21 protein-coding genes are annotated in these 20,237 nt (G+C 71.7%); 8 read left to right on the plus strand and 13 right to left on the minus strand.

Annotated elements, in window-relative coordinates; translation table 11 throughout:
* Positions 1-47 precede the first annotated feature (47 nt).
* Genes OOJ91_RS03810 through OOJ91_RS03820 form a run of 3 tightly spaced genes read left to right on the plus strand, consistent with a single transcriptional unit; the run spans position 48 to position 2,909 of the window.
* Positions 48-506, plus strand: a complete 459-nt coding sequence (locus tag OOJ91_RS03810) for an Rv0361 family membrane protein (protein WP_439117014.1) — start codon at positions 48-50, stop codon at positions 504-506.
* Positions 493-1,686, plus strand: a complete 1,194-nt coding sequence (locus OOJ91_RS03815) for a low temperature requirement protein A (RefSeq protein ID WP_266242486.1) — start codon at positions 493-495, stop codon at positions 1,684-1,686. The genes OOJ91_RS03810 and OOJ91_RS03815 overlap by 14 nt, the downstream gene beginning before the upstream one ends.
* Positions 1,683-2,909 carry a low temperature requirement protein A gene (locus tag OOJ91_RS03820; protein WP_266242488.1) on the plus strand — a complete coding sequence of 409 codons (1,227 nt, stop codon included), beginning with the start codon at positions 1,683-1,685 and terminating at the stop codon, positions 2,907-2,909. Before OOJ91_RS03815 ends, OOJ91_RS03820 begins: the two co-directional genes overlap by 4 nt.
* Here the strand turns inward: OOJ91_RS03820 and OOJ91_RS03825 are convergent.
* The 7 genes from OOJ91_RS03825 to OOJ91_RS03855 form a co-directional block, all read right to left on the minus strand.
* Positions 2,876-3,592 (minus strand): thymidine kinase, encoded by a 717-nt coding sequence (locus OOJ91_RS03825; RefSeq protein WP_439117015.1) that lies wholly within the window; start codon positions 3,590-3,592, stop codon positions 2,876-2,878. The genes OOJ91_RS03820 and OOJ91_RS03825 overlap by 34 nt on opposite strands.
* A 56-nt stretch (positions 3,593-3,648) precedes the next feature.
* Positions 3,649-5,040 (minus strand): MFS transporter, encoded by a 1,392-nt coding sequence (locus OOJ91_RS03830; protein ID WP_266242490.1) that lies wholly within the window; start codon positions 5,038-5,040, stop codon positions 3,649-3,651.
* Positions 5,041-5,060: 20 nt separating this feature from the next.
* Positions 5,061-5,828 carry a glycerophosphodiester phosphodiesterase gene (locus OOJ91_RS03835; RefSeq protein WP_266242493.1) on the minus strand — a complete coding sequence of 256 codons (768 nt, stop codon included), beginning with the start codon at positions 5,826-5,828 and terminating at the stop codon, positions 5,061-5,063.
* A 52-nt stretch (positions 5,829-5,880) separates the two neighbouring features.
* Positions 5,881-7,020 (minus strand): NYN domain-containing protein, encoded by a 1,140-nt coding sequence (locus tag OOJ91_RS03840; protein WP_266242495.1) that lies wholly within the window; start codon positions 7,018-7,020, stop codon positions 5,881-5,883.
* Positions 7,017-7,610, minus strand: coding sequence for a hypothetical protein (locus OOJ91_RS03845; protein ID WP_266242497.1), 594 nt, complete (start codon positions 7,608-7,610; stop codon positions 7,017-7,019). Before OOJ91_RS03845 ends, OOJ91_RS03840 begins: the two co-directional genes overlap by 4 nt.
* Before the next feature lie 169 nt (positions 7,611-7,779).
* Entirely contained in the window at positions 7,780-8,622 is an 843-nt protein-coding gene (locus OOJ91_RS03850) for an SDR family NAD(P)-dependent oxidoreductase (RefSeq protein WP_266242499.1), read from the minus strand.
* Positions 8,623-8,725: 103 nt separating this feature from the next.
* A complete protein-coding gene (locus tag OOJ91_RS03855; RefSeq protein ID WP_266242501.1) occupies positions 8,726-9,493 on the minus strand; it encodes a lysophospholipid acyltransferase family protein in 768 nt (255 codons plus the stop codon).
* Positions 9,494-9,658: 165 nt separating this feature from the next.
* Here OOJ91_RS03855 and OOJ91_RS03860 point away from each other — a divergent pair, with 165 nt between their 5' ends.
* The 4 genes from OOJ91_RS03860 (at position 9,659) to OOJ91_RS03875 (ending at position 13,926) form a co-directional block, all read left to right on the plus strand.
* A complete protein-coding gene (locus tag OOJ91_RS03860) occupies positions 9,659-11,074 on the plus strand; it encodes a cytochrome ubiquinol oxidase subunit I (RefSeq protein WP_266242503.1) in 1,416 nt (471 codons plus the stop codon).
* Positions 11,075-11,088: 14 nt separating this feature from the next.
* Positions 11,089-12,087 (plus strand): cytochrome d ubiquinol oxidase subunit II, encoded by a 999-nt coding sequence (cydB, locus tag OOJ91_RS03865; RefSeq protein ID WP_266242506.1) that lies wholly within the window; start codon positions 11,089-11,091, stop codon positions 12,085-12,087.
* 105 nt (positions 12,088-12,192) lie between these two features.
* The gene (locus OOJ91_RS03870; protein ID WP_266242508.1) at positions 12,193-13,386 is read left to right on the plus strand and encodes a GNAT family N-acetyltransferase; all 1,194 of its coding nucleotides are present in this window, start codon (positions 12,193-12,195) and stop codon (positions 13,384-13,386) included.
* A 162-nt stretch (positions 13,387-13,548) separates the two neighbouring features.
* Positions 13,549-13,926 carry a MarR family winged helix-turn-helix transcriptional regulator gene (locus OOJ91_RS03875; RefSeq protein WP_266242510.1) on the plus strand — a complete coding sequence of 126 codons (378 nt, stop codon included), beginning with the start codon at positions 13,549-13,551 and terminating at the stop codon, positions 13,924-13,926.
* Positions 13,927-13,977: 51 nt separating this feature from the next.
* Here the strand turns inward: OOJ91_RS03875 and OOJ91_RS03880 are convergent, their stop codons facing one another.
* The 3 genes from OOJ91_RS03880 to OOJ91_RS03890 form a co-directional block, all read right to left on the minus strand.
* Positions 13,978-14,664, minus strand: coding sequence for a hypothetical protein (locus tag OOJ91_RS03880; protein WP_266242512.1), 687 nt, complete (start codon positions 14,662-14,664; stop codon positions 13,978-13,980).
* Between the two features lie 80 nt (positions 14,665-14,744).
* On the minus strand, positions 14,745-15,206 hold the full coding sequence (locus OOJ91_RS03885) for a peroxiredoxin (RefSeq protein ID WP_323178406.1): 462 nt from the start codon (positions 15,204-15,206) through the stop codon (positions 14,745-14,747).
* Between the two features lie 45 nt (positions 15,207-15,251).
* On the minus strand, positions 15,252-16,085 hold the full coding sequence (locus OOJ91_RS03890) for a patatin-like phospholipase family protein (protein WP_266242514.1): 834 nt from the start codon (positions 16,083-16,085) through the stop codon (positions 15,252-15,254).
* A 78-nt stretch (positions 16,086-16,163) separates the two neighbouring features.
* Here OOJ91_RS03890 and OOJ91_RS03895 point away from each other — a divergent pair, with 78 nt between their 5' ends.
* Positions 16,164-16,892, plus strand: coding sequence for an SDR family NAD(P)-dependent oxidoreductase (locus OOJ91_RS03895; protein ID WP_266242516.1), 729 nt, complete (start codon positions 16,164-16,166; stop codon positions 16,890-16,892).
* 36 nt (positions 16,893-16,928) lie between these two features.
* On the opposite strand, the gene OOJ91_RS03900 is transcribed toward OOJ91_RS03895, so the two are convergent.
* The 3 genes from OOJ91_RS03900 to zwf form a co-directional block, all read right to left on the minus strand.
* A complete protein-coding gene (locus tag OOJ91_RS03900; RefSeq protein ID WP_266242518.1) occupies positions 16,929-17,054 on the minus strand; it encodes an MFS transporter small subunit in 126 nt (41 codons plus the stop codon).
* Complete coding sequence (locus tag OOJ91_RS03905) at positions 17,051-18,463, minus strand: OFA family MFS transporter (RefSeq protein WP_266242520.1); 1,413 nt, start codon at positions 18,461-18,463, stop codon at positions 17,051-17,053. The genes OOJ91_RS03900 and OOJ91_RS03905 overlap by 4 nt, the downstream gene beginning before the upstream one ends.
* A 129-nt stretch (positions 18,464-18,592) precedes the next feature.
* Positions 18,593-19,972: a glucose-6-phosphate dehydrogenase gene (zwf, locus tag OOJ91_RS03910; RefSeq protein ID WP_266242522.1), complete on the minus strand. Its 1,380-nt coding sequence runs from the start codon at positions 19,970-19,972 to the stop codon at positions 18,593-18,595.
* Positions 19,973-20,237: the final 265 nt, after the last annotated feature.

Below are 20,237 nucleotides of genomic sequence, written 5' to 3' on the forward strand. Positions count from 1 at the left end.
CGGCTTGTCACGCCTGGGTGCGACGGTCTTCTCTACGGTCGGTAGTCGTGGGTGCCGGCCAGTCGTGGAGCCGACCGGCCCGGCGGCACCGCCCGATGCGCACCGGGCTGGCCTTCGCCGGGTTCGGCATGGCGCTGTGCTGCGTCGGGGTGGCCGGCCTGGGGGCGTGGAACCTGCAGACGGTGCGGCAGGCCGCCGGCCCGATCCGGGAGACCGCCGACGGTTTCCTCAGCGAGGTGACCCTCGGCGACAGCGACCAGGCGTACGAGCGGCTCTGCGCGGACGCGCGTACCCGGTGGAGCACGATCGGCTTCACCAGTTGGGTGCGGACCCCACCGATGGTGACCGACTACGAGATCACCGACGTGTCGGTGTCCACCAAGGGCGGGCGTCCGCGCGGCACGGTGACGGTGAAGGTGACACGCGACGGCGGCATCAGCGAGGAACGCCGCCTGCCGGTGGTCCGCGAGGACGGCGACTGGCGGGTGTGCGGTGACCCGTTCTGAGCCGCCGGCCGTCGCCGCGACGCGTCCCGGGTTGCTGCGCAAGCGTCAGGGGGTCGAGCCGACGACCTCGACCGAGCTGTTCTTCGACCTGGTCTTCATCTTCACGATCACCCAGTTGTCGCACTACCTGATCGAGCACCCGGACTGGCGCGGCGCCGGACGCACCGCGCTGCTGCTGGCGCTGGTCTGGTTCGTCTGGGTCTACACCACGTGGCTCACCAACTGGCTGCACCCGGACCGGGGTCCGGTGCGCGCGATGCTGATCGCGGTGGCGCTGGGCAGTCTGCTGTTGTCGGCGGCGATCCCGCAGGCGTTCGCCGACACCGGCCTGCTCTTCGCGGTGGTCTACGTGACCGTCCAGGTGGGCCGCACCGTGTTCTCGTTGTGGGCGGTGCAGGGCACCCCGTGGCTGGTCGACGGCTTTCAGAAGTCGCTGCCGTGGATAGCCGGGACGTCGGGGCTCCTGGTGGTCGGCGGCCTGGTCGGCGGGGCCGCCCGGGAGGTGGTGTGGTCGGCGGCGGTCGTGCTCGACGTGGTCGGCCTGCTGATCGGCTACCCGCTGCCCGGGCGGGGGCGTAGTCGCCCCGAGCGGTGGATGGTGGAGGGCGGACACCTGGCCGAGCGGTGCGGGGCGTTCGTGCTGATCGCGTTGGGCGAGTCGATCCTGGTCACCGGCACGACCCTCACGTCGCACGTCGACCGGGTGACGTCCGGGGCGTTCCTGCTGGCGTTCGCCGGATCGGTGGCCCTGTGGTGGGTGTACTTCGCCCGTTCGGCCCCGGCCGCGACGGAGGTCATCGCCCGCGCCGGCGAACGCACCGGCGCGTTGAGCCGGCTGGCGTTCAACTACCTGCACCCGGTGATCGTCGCCGGCGTCATCGTGACCTCGGCGGGCGACGAGCAACTCCTGCGCGAGCCCGGCGCACCCGCCACCATGACCGCCGCGCTGTTCACCCTGGTCGGCCCGGCGCTGTTCCTCGCCGGGCACGGGGCCTACATGGCGGTGCTGTGGCGGACCGTGCCGACCAGCCGGATCGTCGCGGTGGTGGTGCTGCTGGCGCTCGTGCCGATCGGTGTGTGGCTCGGGGCGACAGTCGCGGCGTGCTCCGTCATGGCGCTTGCGGTGATCGTCGGGGTCATCGTCACCGACCGGTTCCGGGTGCGGCGGGGCGCGCGGTGACCGGGCCCGGACCGGACGGTGGGCCGGTCCACCCGCAGTTGCTGCGCCCGCGGCGCGGTGTGGAGCGGACCACCTCCACCGAGCTGTTCTTCGACCTGGTCTACGTCTTCACGATCACCCAGCTGTCGCACTACCTGAGCGAGGATCTGAGCTGGCGGGGCGCCGGGCGGACCGCGGTGCTGCTGGGCCTGGTCTGGCTGGTCTGGATCTACACCGTCTGGATGGGCAACTGGCTGCACCCGGACCGGGCGCCGGTGCGCGCCACGTTGCTGGTGGTGACGCTGGGCAGCCTGCTGCTGGCCGCCGCGTTGCCGACCGCGTTCGGCGACGACGGCCTGCTCTTCGCCGGGGCGTACGCGGCGGTGCAGGTGGGGCGCACGCTCTTCGTCCTGTGGGCGATCCGTGGGCAGCCCTGGCTCGGTGACAGTTTCCGCCAGTGCGTCGTCTGGATCTCGGGCACCGGGGCGCTGGCGGTGGTTGGTGGGCTTGTGGACAGCCCGGTCCGGGAGCTGATCTGGATCGGGGTGATCGTCGTCGACGCCGTCGGGCTGGCGACCGGGTTTCCGGTGCCCGGCATGGGGCGCAGCAAGCCGGAGCACTGGAGGGTGGAGGGTGGACACCTGGCCGAACGGTGTCAGGCGTTCATCCTCATCGCGCTGGGGGAGTCGATCCTGATCACCGGGGGGACGCTGACGCAGCGGCTGGACCGGGTGACGATCGGGGCGTTTCTGCTCGCCTTCGCGGGCTCGGTGGCCCTGTGGTGGGTGTACTTCGACCGGGCGCAGGCCGGCACGGCGGTGTTGGCCGGCGCGGGTGAGCGGGCCGGCGGGCTCTCGCGGCTGCTGTTCAACTATCTGCACCCGGTGATGGTGGCCGGCATCGTCGTCACCGCGGTCGGCGACGAGCGGCTGCTGCACGCGCCGGGTGAATCGGTCGATCGGGCGAGCGCGCTTGTCGTGCTTGGCGGTCCCGCGCTGTTCCTCGCCGGGCACGCCGCGTACCAGATGGTGCTCGGTTACGCCGGGGTGACCGCTCGGGTCGCGGCGGCGCTGCTGCTGCTCGCGCTGTCCCCGGCGGCGGTCGCGGTGCGGGTTCCGGTCGCGGTGGCCGCCGGCGGGGCGCTGCTGATCACGGTCGCGGTGATCGCGGCCGACTGGGTGTCGGGCCGGCGGGCGCCGTCGCGGGGGCCTCAGTCGCGGGGGCCGAGGTCGCCGCTGCGGTAGTGCCGGCGGCACAGCACCTGGTAGCGCACGTCGGCGGTGTCGACGGTGTCGCCGATGACGACCTGCGCGCCCTCGCGGACCACCCGACCGTCGACGACCCGCGCGTTGAGCAGGCCCTCACGGCCGCACCAGCAGAGCACCTCGACCTGGATGCGTGCCACCTCGTCGGCCAACTCGAACAGGCGCTGCGCGGCGGGGAACAGGCAGGACCGGAAGTCGGTGGCGAGGCCGAACGCGAACACGTCCACGTCGTAGCTGTCGACCAGCTCGGCCATCTGCTCGACGTGCTCGACGGTGTAGAAGCACGCCTCGTCGCAGATCAGGTAGTCGACGCGGACCCCGTCGGCCCACCGGCCCCGGACCAGGGCTCGCAGGTCCAGGTCGTCGGTGACCTCGATGGCCTCGTGGGCCAGGCCGATGCGGGTGGTGACCTGCGGGCCGAGCGACCTGTCGATGCGTGTGGTGACCAGCCCGCGCCGGCCCTGCCGGGCGTGGTTGTAGTTCATCTGCAACGCCATCGTGGACTTGCCGCAGTCCATCGGCCCCCAGAAGAACTTCAACGCCGCGGCGTGCACCGGCCGCCCGTCGAGCCCGCGTGCGGCCACGCAGCCGGCCGGTGCGTGCGGCTGGCCGGGGAAGGGGTGGGCCAGGCAGGTCGGGGCGGCAGTGGCGTCGTCGGTCACGGTCGGGCAGCCTAGCCGATCGGCCGGCCCCGATCTGTCGGGTGCGGGATGCGTGCTCAGAGCACCCGGGGTGGGGTGTTGCCGGCGGCGACGATGGCCCGGCGGATCGGCACGGCGGCGAGGAGCAGGAACCCGACCACGAAGAAGATCAGCAGTGAGACCAGGCCCACCCGGTAGGAGGCGGTGAGTTGGAACACGAGGCCGAACGCGAGCGGGCCGAGCCAGCTGGTGCCCTTGTCGCTGATCTCGTAGAAGCCGTAGTACTCGCCCTCCTTGCCGGCGGGGATGAGCTGGCTGAACAGGGACCGGCTCAGCGCCTGGCTGCCGCCGAGGACCAGTCCGATGGCGGCGCCGAGCACCATGAACGGCACCGGCGCCTCGGCGGGCAGCCGGAACGCGCCGAGGATCACACCAGTCCACAGCACCAGGCTGAGCAGCACCGTCTTCCACGCGCCGATACGCCGAGCGAGAGCGCCGAGACTCAGCGCGCCTCCGAAGGCGAGGAACTGCACCAGCAGGATGGTGACGATCAGGGTGCTCTGCTCCAGCCGCAGCTCCTCCGTGCCGTACTGGCTGGCGAGGGTGATGACGGTCTGGATGCCGTCGTTGTAGACCAGGAACGCGAGCAGGAAGAACAACGTCAGCGGGTACGCCTTGACCTCGCGCAGGGTGTGGCCGAGCTGCCGGAACCCGTCGGTGAGCACGTTGCCGCGCGCCGCCAGGGCCGCCGCGGCGGGCCGTTCGCGCAGCCAGCGCAGTGGCACCAGCGTGAACGCGGCCCACCACACCCCGGCGGAGACGATCGACCAGCGGGCCAGGTCAAGGGTGCGTTGCGGGTTGTCGTCCTCGCTGAGCAGAGTGACCGCGACCAGGTTCAGCGCCAGCAGCACGCCACCGCCGAGGTAGCCCAGCGCCCAGCCACGGCTGGAGATGCCGTCGCGTTCGTCGGGGCCGCCGAGCTGCGGCAGGAACGAGTTGTAGACCACGATCGCGGCGCCGAACGAGATGTTGGCGATCAGGAACAGCGCCCCGCCGAGCAGGTAACGGTCGCCGGTCACGAAGGCCATCGCGATGGTCGCGGCCGCGCCGGTGAACGCGGCCCCGCCGAGCAACCGCTTCTTGTGCGCCGACCGGTCGGCGATCGCCCCGATGACCGGCAGCACGAACACGGTGAGGAACACCGACAGCGAGATGAGGTACGGGTAGTACGAGCCGGCCGCGACGCGGATGCCCAGCGGGTGCACGTACCCGTCGCAGGTGTCGGCGCCCAGCTCGCAGCCGGCGGCCAGTTCGGCGACGGTGGTCAGGAACGGGCCGAGGAACACGGTGATCACCGTGGTCTGGAACGCGGAGTTCGCCCAGTCGTAGATGTACCAGCCGCTGCGCTCGCGGCGGGTGCTCGCCGGGGGCGGGGTGTCGTCCACCGTGGGGGTCACGGTCTCGGCCATCGGGGGTCCTTCGATGATGGTCAGGCGGCCCAGTGGCCGCGGCTGCGGTAGACGTCGCGCAGCACGCCGACGTGATCGGTCATGATGCCATCCACACCACGATCAAGTAAGTCGTGCATCTGGGCCGGTTCGTCGATCGTCCAGACGTGCACCTGCAACCCCAGGCGGTGGCAGTAGTCGAGGAACCGCCGGTCGACCACGGGCACCCGCCCGTAGCGGGGCGGCACCTGCGCGGCGACCACCGACGGCGGCAGCCGCAGCGGGCGTCCGTGCAGGGAGGCGAGCCGCAGCCGGGCGACCCCCCGCATGCCCAGGCTGGTGGCGACGCGCCCCTGCGTGAGCGCCCGCAGTCGGGTCAGCCGGGCGTCGCTGAACGAGGCGAGCAGCACCCGGTCGGCGGCGCCGGCCCGGGTCACCGTCGCGACCGTCGGCGCGACGCCGCCGTCGGCCTTCACGTCGATGTTGAAGCGGACCTGCGGCCAGGCGTCCAACACCTCGTCGAGCCGGGGTACGACGGCGGCGCCGCCGACGCGTACCGAGGCGAGGTCGGCCCAGCGCAGGTCGGCGATGCGCCCCGCCTCGCCGGTGACCCGCGCGAGCGTCGGGTCGTGGAAGATCACCGCCACCCCGTCGGCGGTGGCGTGCACGTCGGTCTCCACGTACCGGTAGCCGAGGCCGACGGCCCGGGCGAACGCCTCGGTGGTGTTCTCGTCGCCCTCGGCGGCGCCGCCCCGGTGGGCAAACGCCAGGGGCGCGGGCGCGTCCAGGTAGCCGAATCGGTTCAGCACGCAGGGCAGTATGCCCGCCGTCGGTGGCGTGTGGGTGGCCTGCCGGCGAAGATCATGCTCGTGACGCCGACGCGCTGCCGAGCTCGTCGCGCACCCGCTGTTCGTCGACCGGCGGGTGCGGTTCCGGTCCGGGTCGGTGACCCAGCCCGCAGTGACGGCAGGCGCCGCGCCGACGCAGGTGGTAGGCGATCGTGGCGGCGCCGAGCGCCACTCCCCAGACCGGCCAGAAGAGGCTCGGGACATACAGGGCCCAGGTGCCGCGCGCTTCGCTGGTCCAGAGGAACATCAGACCAGCCGGGATGATCGTCACCGCGACGATCGACGCCGGGACGACGGCCAGGGCGGGCGGGACGCGTTTGCCGGCGGAGAACCAGATCCAGCGGGGGTAGACCTCTCCCCACCGGGCTACCAGGCCGTGGGTGAGCACACCTCCCAGCGTCGACGCGATCGCGCAGCCCAGCCCGACCTCGAGCATTCCCGGCGTGTCCTGCATCATCCGCAGGAAGTCGCGGCTGATGCCGAGTGGCCAGCCGAGGTACCAGGCGATCCTGGTGACCTCGTAGGGCAGAGGCGCGAGGCAGGCGATCGCGACTGCCCACCTGCCGCGGCGCAGCAGCGTCTGCCGGGCCGGACCGGGATCAGCGCCGTGGCGGCGGCCGCAGTACGCGCAGGCGCCCCGGACCCGCCGGCGGTAGGCGACTGTGGCGGCGGCCCAGAGCAGACCGACGAGGAACAAAATGATCAAATTTGTCCGGTGCCAGTACAGGATGTCGCCGACACCGCCCTGGTCGCCCGGTACGCCGGTGACGGCGAAGACCAGCAGCAGCGGCGCGAACGCCACCAGCATGATCAGGGTGTAGTCGGGGATGATCAGGGTCAACCCGACCGCCACCGCCCCTCCGACGACCACAAGCGCCGTCGACAGGCGACCGGGCCGAGTACGCCGCGTCATCACCCACGCGACGACCGCGCCGAGTAGCCCGAGCACGGCGATGATCGGGGCGACGACCTCGGCGCGGCTGCCCTCCAGGATCGACCCCGACGCGCGTGCCGGGTCGACAGGCGCGAACGGGAACCCGTCCCCACCGGCCGTCCAGTACACACCCAGCCCGCCGTAGATCAGCGCGAGGCCCGCGGCCGCGTACCCGGTCCAGGTTGGCCAGTGCCCCCACCAACGCCGCAGCGTGCTCACGACCCGGCCTGGTGTCCGGCGACGGCTCGGCTCGGTCCGGCGCTGCGCACGAGGTATCCGCCGGCAAGAATCGGGTACCGGGGCCGCGGGGGGACGTCCGCGGGAACCTCCGTCTCGGGGTCGATGCAGCGGGTGGGCGGCCGGGTGGCGCCGTTCTGCGCCTGGGCGTCGACGATCACGTCAGGCTCCGGTCCACCGTCGATGATCTTCACGTAGAAGCCGTGGTTCTGCGCCGTCCCCTCGCCCACCGGCACGATCGCGGTGAAGACCGCGACGTTTCCGGTGACCTTCAGACATGTCACGTCGGCCCGTCCCTGCGCGACCAGGGTGCCGTCCGGCCACTCGTGCCGGTAGAGGAACTGGCCGCGCGCCGTCCCGTCGGGGGTCGACACCGCCGAGACACCGAACCAGATCCGGTGCCCCACCACGTTGGGCTCGTCGTAGACGAAATGGCCCATCCCGGCGAGGGCCGAGAGGCCGGCGGCGGGCCTCGTCTCGGGCTGTTGCGCCCAGGCCGCCGAGGGCCCGGCCGCGACCACCACGGCCGCCACTACGCCCCACGTCGTCGCCCGCGAACCAGAGATGAACATGTCACTCCTTCGACCGATGGCCTGCTGACGTGTCCCAGCATCACCAGCGGTGCAGGTGACCTCATCCCCCTTCCGAGCCAGTCGCGCCCCCCGGCCAGGGGAAACCACGCCTCGCCCGCCGGTCGGGGTCGGCGCGCGGGCGGGTGGTCGTCGCGGCTCGTGCCCGCTGTCAGGCCAGCCAGCCGCCCGTCATCCGGGCGACGGCGTTCCCGTCGAGGTCGGCGAGCTTGACTCCGACGAACTGCCGGGCCCCGTCGGAGGTCTGTACCCGCACCGGCGGCGTCGGGTCGGCCAGCACGGCGAGCACCGCCGCCGCGGCGTCGGCGGGGGACTGCGCGGCGGCGAACGCCTGCCCGGTGCGGGCCAGGTACGCGCGCAGCGCCGGCCCGTACACCCCGGCGGCGTCGATGGCGGCGTCGGCGTCGATGGCGATGTTGGTGACGAACTCGCTGGCCACCGCGCCCGGCTCGACGACTGTGACCCGTACGCCTGTGGTCGCGGCGAGCGGGGCGAGGGATTCCAGGTACCCCTCGACGGCGAACTTCGCCGCGCAGTACGCCTCGTTGAACGGCTGTCCGACGATCCCGCCGACGCTGGAGACGGTGACCAGCCGGCCCCGGCTGGCCCGCAGGTGGGGAAGGGCGGCGCGGCTGACGTGCAGGACGCCGAAGAAGTTGACCTCCATGACGGCCCGGACGTCGTCGATGCTGTCCTGTTCGAGGGTGCCCACGTGCCCGGCGCCGGCGTTGTTGACCACCGCGTCCAGCCGCCCGTACGCGCCGATCACGTCCTCGACGCAGCCGTCGACCGCGTCCGGGTCGGTGACGTCGAGGGGGCGTACGTCGATCAGGTCACTGACGCCCGCGCTGTCGGCGGCGGCGCGCAGCCGGTCGGCGCGGGCGACGTCGCGCATGGTGGCGACGGTCCGCCAGCCGGCCCCCGCGCAGCCCAGCGCGATCTCCAGGCCGATGCCTGTGGACGTTCCGGTGATCAGCACGGTCTGCTCGCTCATGATCTCCTCTTTCGTGGTGGTCGCTGGGTGATCGACTCGGTTTCCGGCCGGGGCGCGGGTATACCCCGCTTTCCAGGAAACCGACTTGATCTCGGTGTCGGCGTCAGGCTGAGCGCCGGCGGTGGGCGCGGCTGGTGTCGGCGGGGCGGCCGGGGTCGACGTGCCGGGGCCCGTCCGGTTCGTCGGGGCGCAGCGGGGCGAGGGTGTCGGTGAGCGCGTCGACGATCCGGTCGGTGGCCCGGCGGGCGGCGCCGGGGGTGGCGGCCGCGGTCTCACCCAGGTCGACGGGCGTGCCGAAGCGCACCCGGATCACCGGGCGGCGCCACAGGGCGCGGGCGATGCCGCGCAGCATCCCCCTGGGCGCCCGGTAGGGGAGCACCTCGTGCGCGCCCCACTGGGCGACCGGGATGACGGGGGCGCCGCAGGCCAGGGCGAGTCGGGCGGCGCCGGTCTTGCCGCGTTCGGGCCACATGCCGGGGTCCAGGCCGATGCGTCCCTCGGGGTAGATGAGGATCACCGAGCCCGCGGCGACGGCGGTGGCGGCGTCGTCGAGGGCCCGGTGTACGGCGCTGGTGCCCCGGTCGACACGGATGTGCCCGGCGTGACGCATGGCGGCGCCGAGCACCGGGACGCGGAACAGCCCGGCGGTCGCCATGATCCGCGGGGCGATGCCGCGGGTCTGGCAGGCGGCGATCATCACCACGGGGTCGAAGGGGCTGATGTGGTTGGCGGCAAGCACCAGCGGGCCGCGGCGCAGGTGCGCGGGGACGTCGCCGGTGACCTCGATGCGGGCGAGCAGCCCGACCAGGGCCCGGGCCAGCAGGAGGGCGGCGCGCCAGATCAGGGGCGGTTGCCAGGTCGTCGTGTCCATCAGCGCGCCATCGTCGCACGACGTGGCGGGGCCGGCCCCCGGATGCCCAGGGTGATCAGGGTCATTGGTCCCGGGCCGGTTCGGGTCGCCCGACCCTGCCGCATTCTCTACGACGAGCAGTAGTATTTACTACGTCTCGTAGTACGGATGGCAGGGGGTTCTCAGGTGGACGCGTTGGACGTTGCCCGCTGGCAGTTCGGTGTCACCACCGTCTACCACTTTCTCTTCGTGCCGCTGACGATCGGCCTGTCGGTGCTGGTGGCCATCCTGCAGACGATGTGGCACCGCACCGGCAACGAGCGCTACCTCAAGCTCACCAAGTTCTACGGCAAGCTCTTCCTGATCAACTTCGCCATGGGAGTGGTCACCGGCATCGTGCAGGAGTTCCAGTTCGGCATGAACTGGAGCGACTACTCCCGCTTCGTCGGCGACATCTTCGGCGCGCCCCTGGCCATCGAGGCGCTCGTCGCGTTCTTCCTCGAATCCACATTCATCGGCCTGTGGATCTTCGGCTGGGACCGGCTGCCCAAGCGGGCCCACCTGGCCAGCATCTGGGCCGCCGCGATCGGCACCAACCTGTCCGCGTACTTCATCCTCGCGGCCAACTCGTTCATGCAGAACCCGGTCGGCTTCCGGATCAACCCGGACAGCGGGCGCGCCGAGTTGACCGACTTCCCGGCCGTGCTGACCAACAAGGTCGCCCTGATCACCTTCCCGCACACCCTGGCCGGCTCGTTCCTGGTCGCCGGGTCGCTGATCGTCGCGGTCGGCCTGTGGCACGTCATCCGCAACCGCGACTCCGCCGACGCCGGCGCGTACCGCTTCGCCACGAAGTTCGGCTCCTGGGTGGTCCTTGTCGCCTCCGCGGCCGTGCTGTTCACCGGCGACATCCAAGGCAAGATCATGACGGATGTGCAGCCGATGAAGATGGCCGCCGCCGAGGGCCTCTACACCACCGAGAGCCCCGCGTCGTTCTCCGTGCTGACCATCGGCAGCCTCGACGGCAGTCGCGAGGTGTTCGCCCTCAAGATCCCGTACCTGTTGTCGTACCTGGGCACCGGCGACCCACACGGCACCGTGCGCGGCATCAACGACCTGCAGGCCCAGTACGCCACCCAGTACGGCGCGGGCAGCTACACCCCGATCATCCCGGTCACCTACTGGAGCTTCCGGTTCATGGTCGCCTTCGGGATGGCCGCGGGCGCGATCGCCCTGCTGGTCCTCTGGAGCCAGCGCAAGGGCCGCACCCCGAGCAGCAGGTGGCTGCTGCGCGCCGGGCTGGCCATGCCGGTGCTGCCGTTGCTTGCCAACTCCTTCGGCTGGATCTTCACCGAGATGGGCCGCCAGCCGTGGATCGTCTTCGGCGAGATGCTCACCCGCAACGGCGTGTCCCGCAGCGTCTCGCTGGCCGAGGTGCTCACCTCGTTCACCGCCTTCACGCTGATCTACGCCACCCTCGCCGTGATCGAGGTCAAGCTCCTGCTGCGCTACGCCAGAGCCGGCGTGCCCGACGTCAGCGAGGAGCACCCCATCGACGACACCCTCGACGACGCCGAGCGCCCGCTCGCCTTCGCCTACTGATCCCGGAGCCCATCGTGGACCTGACCACCATCTGGTTTCTCCTCGTCGCCGTGCTGTTCACCGGGTACTTCATCCTGGAGGGCTTCGACTTCGGCGTCGGCATGCTGCTGCCCGTCCTGGGCCGCGACGACCGGGAACGCCGCGTTCTGATCAACACCATCGGCCCGGTCTGGGACGGCAACGAGGTGTGGCTGATCACCGCCGGCGGCGCCATGTTCGCCGCGTTCCCCGAGTGGTACGCCACCCTGTTCTCCGGCTTCTACCTGCCGCTGCTGCTGATCCTGCTGGCCCTGATCGCCCGGGGCGTCGCCTTCGAGTACCGGCACAAGCGTCCCGAGGCGTCCTGGAAGCGCCGCTGGGACACCGCGATCGTGGTCGGCTCGGTGGTGCCGGCGATCCTGTGGGGCGTCGCCTTCGCCAACATCCTGCGCGGTGTGCCGCTGGACGCCGACCACGAGTACGTCGGCGGCCTGCTGGACCTGCTCAACCCGTACGCCCTGCTGGGTGGCGCGACCACCCTCGCGCTGTTCGCCACCCACGGCGCGGTGTTCCTGGCCCTGAAGACCACAGGCGACATCCGCGAACGCGCGGGCGCCCTCGCGGTGCGTCTGGGCGTCGGCGCCGCAGTGCTCGCGGTCGGGTTCCTCACCTGGACGTTGAGCATCCGCTCCAGCGCGGGCGCCGTCGTGCTCGCCGTCGGCGCGGCCCTCGCCCTGCTCGGCGCGCTGGCCGCCGCCCGGGTACGCCGGGAGGGCTGGGCGTTCACCGGCACCGCCGTGGCGATCGGCCTGGCCGTGGCGACCCTGTTCGCGGCGCTGTTCCCGAATGTGCTGCCGTCCACCCTGGACGCGGCGGGCACGCTCACGGCGACCAACGCCGCCTCCACCCCGTACACCCTGAAGATCATGACCTGGGTGGCGGTGATCTTCACTCCGGTCGTGTTGGGCTACCAGGCCTGGACGTACTGGGTGTTCCGCAAGCGCATCGGCGTGGCCAACATCCCGCAGCACTGACCGGGGGCGTCACATCGCCGACGTCGCGGTATCCGCCCCCGGGGATACCGCAACGTCGGCGATATTGCGTCGATCACCCCGCCGCGTTCTCGCTAGGGTGTGCCGATGCCCGCCCCCGTACACGTTCGTGAACTCCACCTCGCCGACCTCGATGCCGCCTGGGAGTTGGGCCGGTTCGCGTTCGGCTCGACCTCCGAACGCCCGGCGTCGACGACAGTCGAGGTGCCCGGCATGACCCGCTACGGCGCGTTCGACGACGCCGGTCGGCTCGTCGGCAAGGCCGTCGACCTGAGCCACGACCAGTGGTGGTCGGGCCGGGCGGTGCCGGCCGCCGACGTCGCCGGGGTGGCGGTCGCCCCCGAGGCCCGTGGTCGGGGCGTGGCCCGTGCCCTGCTCACCGCCCTGCTGCGAGGCGCCCAAGAGCGCGGCGCGGCGGTCAGCGCCCTCTACCCGACCGTCGCCGCCCCGTACCGCGCCTGCGGGTGGGAGACCGCCGGTGTGCTGCGTACCGTCGACCTGGCCACCGCCGCGCTGCCCCGGCACCGACCCTCGCCGGACCTGACCGTGCGGGCCGGCGCACCCGCCGACCTGCCCGTCGTCGCCGCCCTCTACGAGCGGGTCGCCCGGCACCGCAACGGCATGCTGACGCGCCGGGGTGAGCTGTTCGACCACTTCGCCGCCGACGGGGGCCTGCCCGGCGACGGGCTCACGCTCGTCGAGGCCGACGGTGACCTGGTCGGCTACGCCACCTGGCAGCGGGGCCGCGGCTACGGCGCCGACTCGGTGCTCACCGTCGACGAGGCCCTGGCCACCACCGCCGAGGCGGCCCGGGAACTCGTCGGGGTGCTCGCCAGCTGGGCAAGCGTCGCGCCGACGGTACGGCTGTGCCCCCTCGACGGCGACGCCGTCAGCACCGTCCTGCCGCTGGAGGCGGCGCGCGACCACGAGCGGGACCTGTGGATGCACCGGCCGGTGGACGTGGTCGCGGCGGTGGCCGCGCGCGGGTGGCCCGCCCACGCCCGGGGCGTCGTCGACTTCACCCTCAGCGACACGCTCGCCGAGTGGAACACCGGCACGTGGCGGTTGACAGTCGCCGACGGCGCCGCCGAGCTGACCCGGATCGACGGCGAGACGGACCTGCGCCTGGACGTACGCGGGTTCGCCCTGCTCTACGCCGGAGCGGCGCGCGCCCGGTCGGTCGCGCAGGCCGGGCTGCTGCACCACGGCGCCGGTGTGGATCCGGCCGCCCTCGACCTTCTGGGCGTCGGCGGCCCGGCGCAGCTGCTCGACTACTTCTGACCGGCCGCCACCCGGGCCCGCCGCCGGGTGCGGTGCGCCCGGCCCGGAGGTGGCGTGCGGTCAGGCCGGTGTCGCCGCCAGTTCGGCGTCGACGACGCTGGCGATCACCTCGCGCACGGCCGGCTCGTCGACCTTGCGGGTGCCGGTGATCCGGCGCACGAGGTGAGCTGGCTCGACGGGGCCGGAGGCGAGGACGTTGAGCGCGAGGACCTGGCCCAAGCTGACGCCGAGGGATTCGCCGCCCACGACCTGCGCGGCTACCACTACCGACCGCTCGCCGCGCTGGCCGAGGTCGGCCCCGCCAGCCAGGCCGACCTCGGCCGCCGCTGCGGCGTCGACCGCAGCGGCGTCGTGGCCGCCGTCAACGACCTGGCCGGTCGGGGACTCGTCGTCCGCGCCCCCGACCCGGCCGACCGCCGCCGCACCGTCATAAGCCTCGCCGCCGCCGGCGCCGACGAGGCCCATCGGATGGCCGAGACCCTCACCCGCGTACAGGACGACCTGCTCGCCCCCTGTCCACCGCCGAACGCGCCGAGCTGACCCGACTGCTCACCCGGCTGCTGGACCATCACACCCGGGGCTGAACACCGCTCAGCGGGCCTCGCGCAGCTCCGCCAGCCGGGCCTCGATCTCGGCCAACTCCGCGCGCAGCTTGTCGGCCTGCTGCTCCGCCTCGGCCCGCTCGGTGCCGAGGATCTGCTCCACCGCCTCCTGCACACCGGGCACGTCGACGAGCGCCACCATCTTCAACGCCTCCGCCGGCTTCACCACGTACGGCTTCGCCAGGGCCTTGCTGCCCTGCTGCGCGGCGACCGTCCACTCGCCGTCGGCGTACGCCAGCGTCACCGTCAGGCCGGCGGGGCTCTTCGGCTTGACGGCCTTGACCGCCCGCCGCGCCGGCGGCTTCTCGGTCTGCTCCACCTTCGGCTCCTCCTGTCGCTGCGCCGGCACCCGCGGCGTGTCCAACACGAACTCCGGCTCCGCCACCACCGGCAGCGCCGGCGGCTCGGGCTCCGCTTTCGGCTCCGCCACCCGACGACCCGCGCCCTTGGGCGCCACCGCCAGATCGGCGGGGGAGAACGGCAACTCGTCGCGGCCGAAACGCACCACCACGAACTCGTCGGACACCTCGGGGTCGGTCAGCTCGACGACCTGACCGACCTGACCGGCGATCTGACCCGCCGACGCGGTGAACACCACCCGCGGCTTACGACCGGCCGCCAACGCCTCCCGGATGCTCTGCACCTCGTCAGTGGACAAACCCTGGCCGGCATCCATCACAACCCTCTTCCGTACACCTGTTTGATTGCTGTCTTGATACCAGTCCACTGCGACACCCGCCGCAAGGGGGTCAGGCCCTAGCCGCCCAGCGCCCGCAGCGCCCGGTCCGCGTGGTCGTTCATGCTGACCTCACTGTGGATCACCTCGATGACCCGCCGGTCGGCGCCGATGACGAACGTCATCCGCTTCGTGCTCAGCGGCCCCAGCGGCACCCGCCGCTTGACCCCGAACGCCTGCGCCACGGACCCGTCGGGATCCGACAGCAACGGATAGTCGAAACCGTGCAGCGTCGAGAACTCCGCCTGCTTCGCCACCGGATCACGGCTGATGCCCACCCGCGACGCGCCCAACGCCGTGAACTCCGCGCCCAGGTCCCGGAAGTGACAGCTCTCCGCCGTGCACCCCCGGGTCATCGCCGCCGGATAGAAGAACAGCACCACCGGACCCGCCGCCAGGAACTCCGACAGCCGCCGCGGCGTACCCGTCTCATCCGGCAGCTCGAAATCCTCCACGACATCGCCGACACCCACACCCGCCACCGCGCACCTCCGTTGTCCGATCGAACGCGCGGTGAGCGTAAGCGATCACACCCAGAGCGCCAGCACCTCGTCGGCCACCGTCGCCGCCTGCGCCCACCCGGCCCGCGCCGCGCCGGCACGCCGCGCCGGGTCCAGCACGTTGCGGCCGATCACGGCACGCGCCGCCGCATCCGGCGTCACCACCACCACCCGCGACCCGCCCGCCCGCAGCTCGGCCACCTGCGCCGCCAGCCGCGGCATCGGCCCGAACGACGCCGACGTCGGCGCGAGGACCAGCACCCGCTGCGCGCCCGCCGCCAGATCCGCGTTCACGCTCGAGCGCATCCCACCGTCGACGAAACGACGCGCCCCGATCGTCACCGGCGGCCACACCCCGGGCACCGCGCAGCTCGCACCCACCGCGTCCACCAACGACACCCCGTCGGCGCCGTCGAACACCACGAACTCACCCGACGCCGCGTCGACAGCCGTCACCAGCAGCCGCCGCGCCGGCCAGTCCCGGACCGGCAACCGGGCCTCGATCACCGCCCGCTGCGACGCCTCCGACGGAGTACGCGCCGCCACCGCCATCGCCCCGATCCGCGCCCTCGACCGCACCTCGTCCCGCGTACGGCCACCGGCCCACAGCAGCCGCGCCACCGCCCACCACCCCAACCGCGCCGCCACCGCACCCGTCGGCGGCGCCAACTGCTCCTCGTACAACCCCCGCAGCGGCACCCCGGAGCGCACCTGCGCGCCGACCACCGAACCCGCCGACGTGCCCACCACCAGGTCAGCCTCGGTGACCGCCACACCCCGCTCGGCCAACGCGGCAAGCATCCCCAGCTCCCACGCCACCCCGGTCACCCCGCCACCACCGAGCACCAACGCTCGCCGCATGTGACCCTCCTCTCGACGACCGACCCGCGCCGGTCACGGTAACGTCGGCTCACCCCACCCGACAGCCCCGGAGGCATCGTGGCACCCGTCACCGTCATCACCGGCGGCGGTCGCGGCATCGGCGCGGCCACCGCCCGCCGACTCGCCACCACCGGGCACCACCTCGCCCTGTGCTACCGCCGCGACGACGCCGCCGCCGCAACGGTCCTGGCCGAGCTGCACGACACCGGCGCGCAGGCCATCGCCGTCCGCGCCGACACCACCGACCCCGACCAGGTCACCGCCCTGTTCGACGCCGCCGCGCAGCTCGGCCCACTCACCGGGCTGGTCAACAACGCCGGCGTCACCAGCCTCATCGGCCCGTTCACCGAACTGCGCGTCGACGACCTGCGCCGCGTCGTCGACGTCAACCTCATCGGGTACGTCCTCTGCGCCCAACAGGCCGCCCGCCGCCTCACCGACGGCGGCGCCATCGTCAACGTGTCCTCGGCCGCCGCGACCCTCGGCAGCCCGGGGGAGTACGTGCACTACGCCGCAGTGAAGGCCGCCACCGACACCCTCACCGTCGGCCTGGCCAAGGAACTCGCCCCGCGCGGCATCCGGGTCAACGCCGTCGCCCCCGGCCTCGTGCGCACCGACATCCACGCCGACTCCGGCGTACCCGACCGCGCCGACAGCGCCGCCGGCCGCATCCCGATGGGCCGCGCCGGCGAACCCGACGAGATCGCCGCCGCCATCGCCTGGCTGCTCGGCCCGGACGCCTCCTACGCCACCGGCACCGTCCTGCGCGTCTCCGGCGGCCTGTGAGCCGGGACGCGCACCACGCCCCGGCTCACACCCCCCTCAGTGCGTGAACAGCTTCGCCGCCGTGATCACCGTCTGCACGACCCCATAGCCGAGCAGCACCGCCACCACCAGCCAGGACATCCACAACCGGGCCTGCTGCCCGTGCCGACCGTCGTCACTCATCGCGTACCACTCCTCTGCGCCACCTCGTCCTCGTCCACGCCCTGCTGCTCCGCCGGCTCGTGGTAACGCTCGGGCACCGGCCGCACCAGCAGATTCGCCACGAACCCCACCGCGAGCACACCCACCATCGTGAACAGCGCCGGCCGGTACGCCGCCGCCGTCAACGTGCCCGGCTTACCCTGCGCGTCGAGGAACCCGTTCACGATCAGCGGCCCGGCGACCCCCGCCGCCGACCACGCGGTCAGCAACCGCCCGTGGATCGCACCCACCTGGTACGTGCCGAACAGGTCCCGCAGATACGCCGGCACCGTGGCGAACCCACCACCGTAGAACGACAGGATCACGCAGGCGAACAACACGAACAACGCCGTCGCCGTCTGCCCGAACACGGCCAGCAACGCGTACAACACCATGCCCACACCCAAGTACACCAGGTAGATCGGCTTGCGACCGATGACGTCCGACGTCGACGACCAGACGAACCGGCCCGCCATGTTGAACAGCGACAGCAGACCCACGAACCCGCCGGCCGCCGCGACCGACACCGCCGACGTGCCGTTGTCCCGGAAGAAATCCTGGATCATCGGACTTGCCTGCTCCAGGATGCCGATACCTGCCGTCACGTTGCAGAACAGCACCACCCACAGCAGCCAGAACGAGCGCGTCCTCACCGCGTTGGCCGCCGACACGTTCGCCGTCGTGACAAGCGGCTTCGCCGCCACCGCCGCCGGGTCGAAGCCCGCCGGACGCCACCCGTCGGCCGGCACCCGCACGTTCGCCACCCCGAACATCATGATCACGAAGTAGCCCAGGCCGAGCGTCACGAACAGCCACACCAGCGCGCTGCCCGACGCCGTCGAACCCGCGTTGGACGGGTCGTAACCGCTGTCGTAGAACGACAGAAGCTGGCGCGACAGGGGAGAGGCCACCATCGCGCCACCACCGAACCCCATGATCGCCAGACCGGTGGCCAGACCCGGCCGGTCCGGGAACCACTTGATCAGCGTCGAGACGGGGGAGATGTACCCGATGCCCAGACCGATGCCGCCGAGCAGGCCGTAGCCCACGTACAACAGCCACAACTGCTTCGTGGCGATGCCCAGCGAACCGACCAGGAAACCCACCGCCCAGAAACACGCCGAGACGAACATGGCCTTACGCGGCCCGTTCGCCTCCACCCAGGTCCCCGCCACCGCGGCGGACAACCCCAGCATCACTATCGCGATGCTGAAGATCACCCCGATCGCCGTCTGACCGGTGTCGAAATGCGCGATCAACGAGTTCTTGTAGACGCTTGTGGCGTACACCTGGCCGATGCAGAGATGGATGGCCAACGCCGCCGGGGGAATGAGCCACCGGCTGTAGCCGGGCGGCGCGACGGTGTGCCGACGATCGAGTGCGGAAAGCATGCGCTGCTTCCTCTCCGACGAGGACGTGAGACACACCCACATGCCCACACCTCCCGCACGCGACAAACCCCACCGTCGCCGGACGGTCCCTCCGGTGAGCTGAGCGGTCACTCAGCCCACCCCCGCCGCCTACCCCAGGTCGGGCACGTGCCAACCGCCGGCCAACGCGTCGGCCTCCGCCGGACCCCAACTACCCCTGTCGTACGCCCGCACCGGCGTCGACAGATCCAGGATCGGCTCCACGATCCGCCACTCCTGCCGAATCGTCTCCGCGCGGGCGAAACGCAGATGCTGCCCGTCCATCGCGTCGTCGAGCAACCGCTCGTACGCCTCCTGACGGCGACCCAACGCCGCCCCGAAGTCCACCGACAGGTCAACCGGACGACTCGCCACCTCCGCACCCGGACTCTTCGCCTGGATCGACATCGTGATGCCGTCCCCACGACCCAACCGGAACCGCAGCAGATTCGCCGACGCCGCCGCCCCACCCGCGGCAGGGATCAACGGACGCTGCGGCTGCTTGAACTCGACCACCACCTCCGTCGCCGTCCCCGGCAACGACTTGCCCGTCCGCAGATAGAACGGCACACCCGCCCACCGCGCAGAATCGACAGTCAACCGGGTCGCCACGAACGTCTCCGTGTTCGAATCCGACGCGACACCCGGCTCGTCGCGGTAGCCCGCGTACTGCCCCCGCACCGTGGACTCCGGCGACAACGGCTCGATCTGCCGCAACACCGCCGCCTCCGCCTCCCGAAACGCGTCCGTGTCGTCACCCTCCGGCGCGTCCATCGCGATCAACGCCACCACCTGAAGAATGTGGTTCTGCAACACGTCACGAGTAGCGCCCACCGTGTCGTAGAACCCGGCACGGCCCTGCGTACCGAACCCCTCGGCGAGAGTGACCTGCACATTGTCGATGTGCTCGCTGTTCCACAATGGCTCGAACAACCGATTCGCGAACCGGAACGCGTACAGGCCCTCCACGGCCTCCTTGCCCAGGTAGTGATCGATCCGGAACACCCGCGCCGGATCGAAGGCCCCCTGCAACGTCCGATCCAACTCCGCAGACGACGCCAGGTCCCGCCCGAACGGCTTCTCCACGATCACCCGACCACGATCGGCCAGCCCGACCGCCGCCAACCCCTGCACCACCGAACCGAACACCATCGGCGGAATCGCCAGATAGAACACCGGCCGCTCGGCGTCGCGCAGACGCTCCGCCAGCCGCTGATACGTCACCGGATCCGCGTAGTCGCCGGAGATCATCGACAGGTTGCCCGCCAGGGCGTCGAACGCCTCGTCATCCACCTCGTCAGTCGCCTCGGCCACCGACTTACGGGCCGTCGCGACCAACTGCTGATCATCCCAGGGGGAGCGGGCCACCCCGATCACCGGGACATCGAGACGCCCACGCCGGGTCAACTCGAACAGCGCCGGAAAGAGCTTCTTCGAGACGAGATCACCTGTCACGCCGAACAGCACTACCGCGTCTGAGCGCACGTGCATGGCACTTCCATCCGATCATGTGGAAACCTGATCTTCCGAACGGACAACCGCGCGCGCCACTTGAGGAATTCCCCGGCAACGACGCACGTGAGGTCGGCGACAGCGACGGCGCATACCTTGAAGAAGGCTCGCCGATCAGGCGTGACGCGGGCAACACCCCCACCTGATCGACTAATCTCGATCATCCTAAGGCCCGCAAACCCCGCTGCTCCACCCCGTCCCGCCGATACGCCACGACCGAAGACGCACAGCGACGCTCCACCCG

It is taken from the genome of Micromonospora lupini (assembly GCF_026342015.1).
Classification (GTDB): domain Bacteria; phylum Actinomycetota; class Actinomycetes; order Mycobacteriales; family Micromonosporaceae; genus Micromonospora; species Micromonospora lupini_B.

What these genes read in the sequence shown, in the direction of transcription:
- OOJ91_RS03890 (WP_266242514.1), bottom strand. Translation starts at nt 16,085, where the DNA reads ATGCGGCGAGCGTTGGTGCTCGGTGGTGGCGGGGTGACCGGGGTGGCG.
- OOJ91_RS03855 (WP_266242501.1), bottom strand. Translation starts at nt 9,493, where the DNA reads ATGGACACGACGACCTGGCAACCGCCCCTGATCTGGCGCGCCGCCCTC.
- OOJ91_RS03830 (WP_266242490.1), bottom strand. Translation starts at nt 5,040, where the DNA reads ATGGCCGAGACCGTGACCCCCACGGTGGACGACACCCCGCCCCCGGCG.
- OOJ91_RS03900 (WP_266242518.1), bottom strand. Translation starts at nt 17,054, where the DNA reads ATGAGTGACGACGGTCGGCACGGGCAGCAGGCCCGGTTGTGGATGTCC.
- OOJ91_RS03850 (WP_266242499.1), bottom strand. Translation starts at nt 8,622, where the DNA reads ATGAGCGAGCAGACCGTGCTGATCACCGGAACGTCCACAGGCATCGGC.
- zwf (WP_266242522.1), bottom strand. Translation starts at nt 19,972, where the DNA reads ATGCACGTGCGCTCAGACGCGGTAGTGCTGTTCGGCGTGACAGGTGAT.
- OOJ91_RS03870 (WP_266242508.1), top strand. Translation starts at nt 12,193, where the DNA reads ATGCCCGCCCCCGTACACGTTCGTGAACTCCACCTCGCCGACCTCGAT.
- OOJ91_RS03880 (WP_266242512.1), bottom strand. Translation starts at nt 14,664, where the DNA reads ATGGATGCCGGCCAGGGTTTGTCCACTGACGAGGTGCAGAGCATCCGG.
- OOJ91_RS03905 (WP_266242520.1), bottom strand. Translation starts at nt 18,463, where the DNA reads ATGCTTTCCGCACTCGATCGTCGGCACACCGTCGCGCCGCCCGGCTAC.
- OOJ91_RS03845 (WP_266242497.1), bottom strand. Translation starts at nt 7,610, where the DNA reads ATGTTCATCTCTGGTTCGCGGGCGACGACGTGGGGCGTAGTGGCGGCC.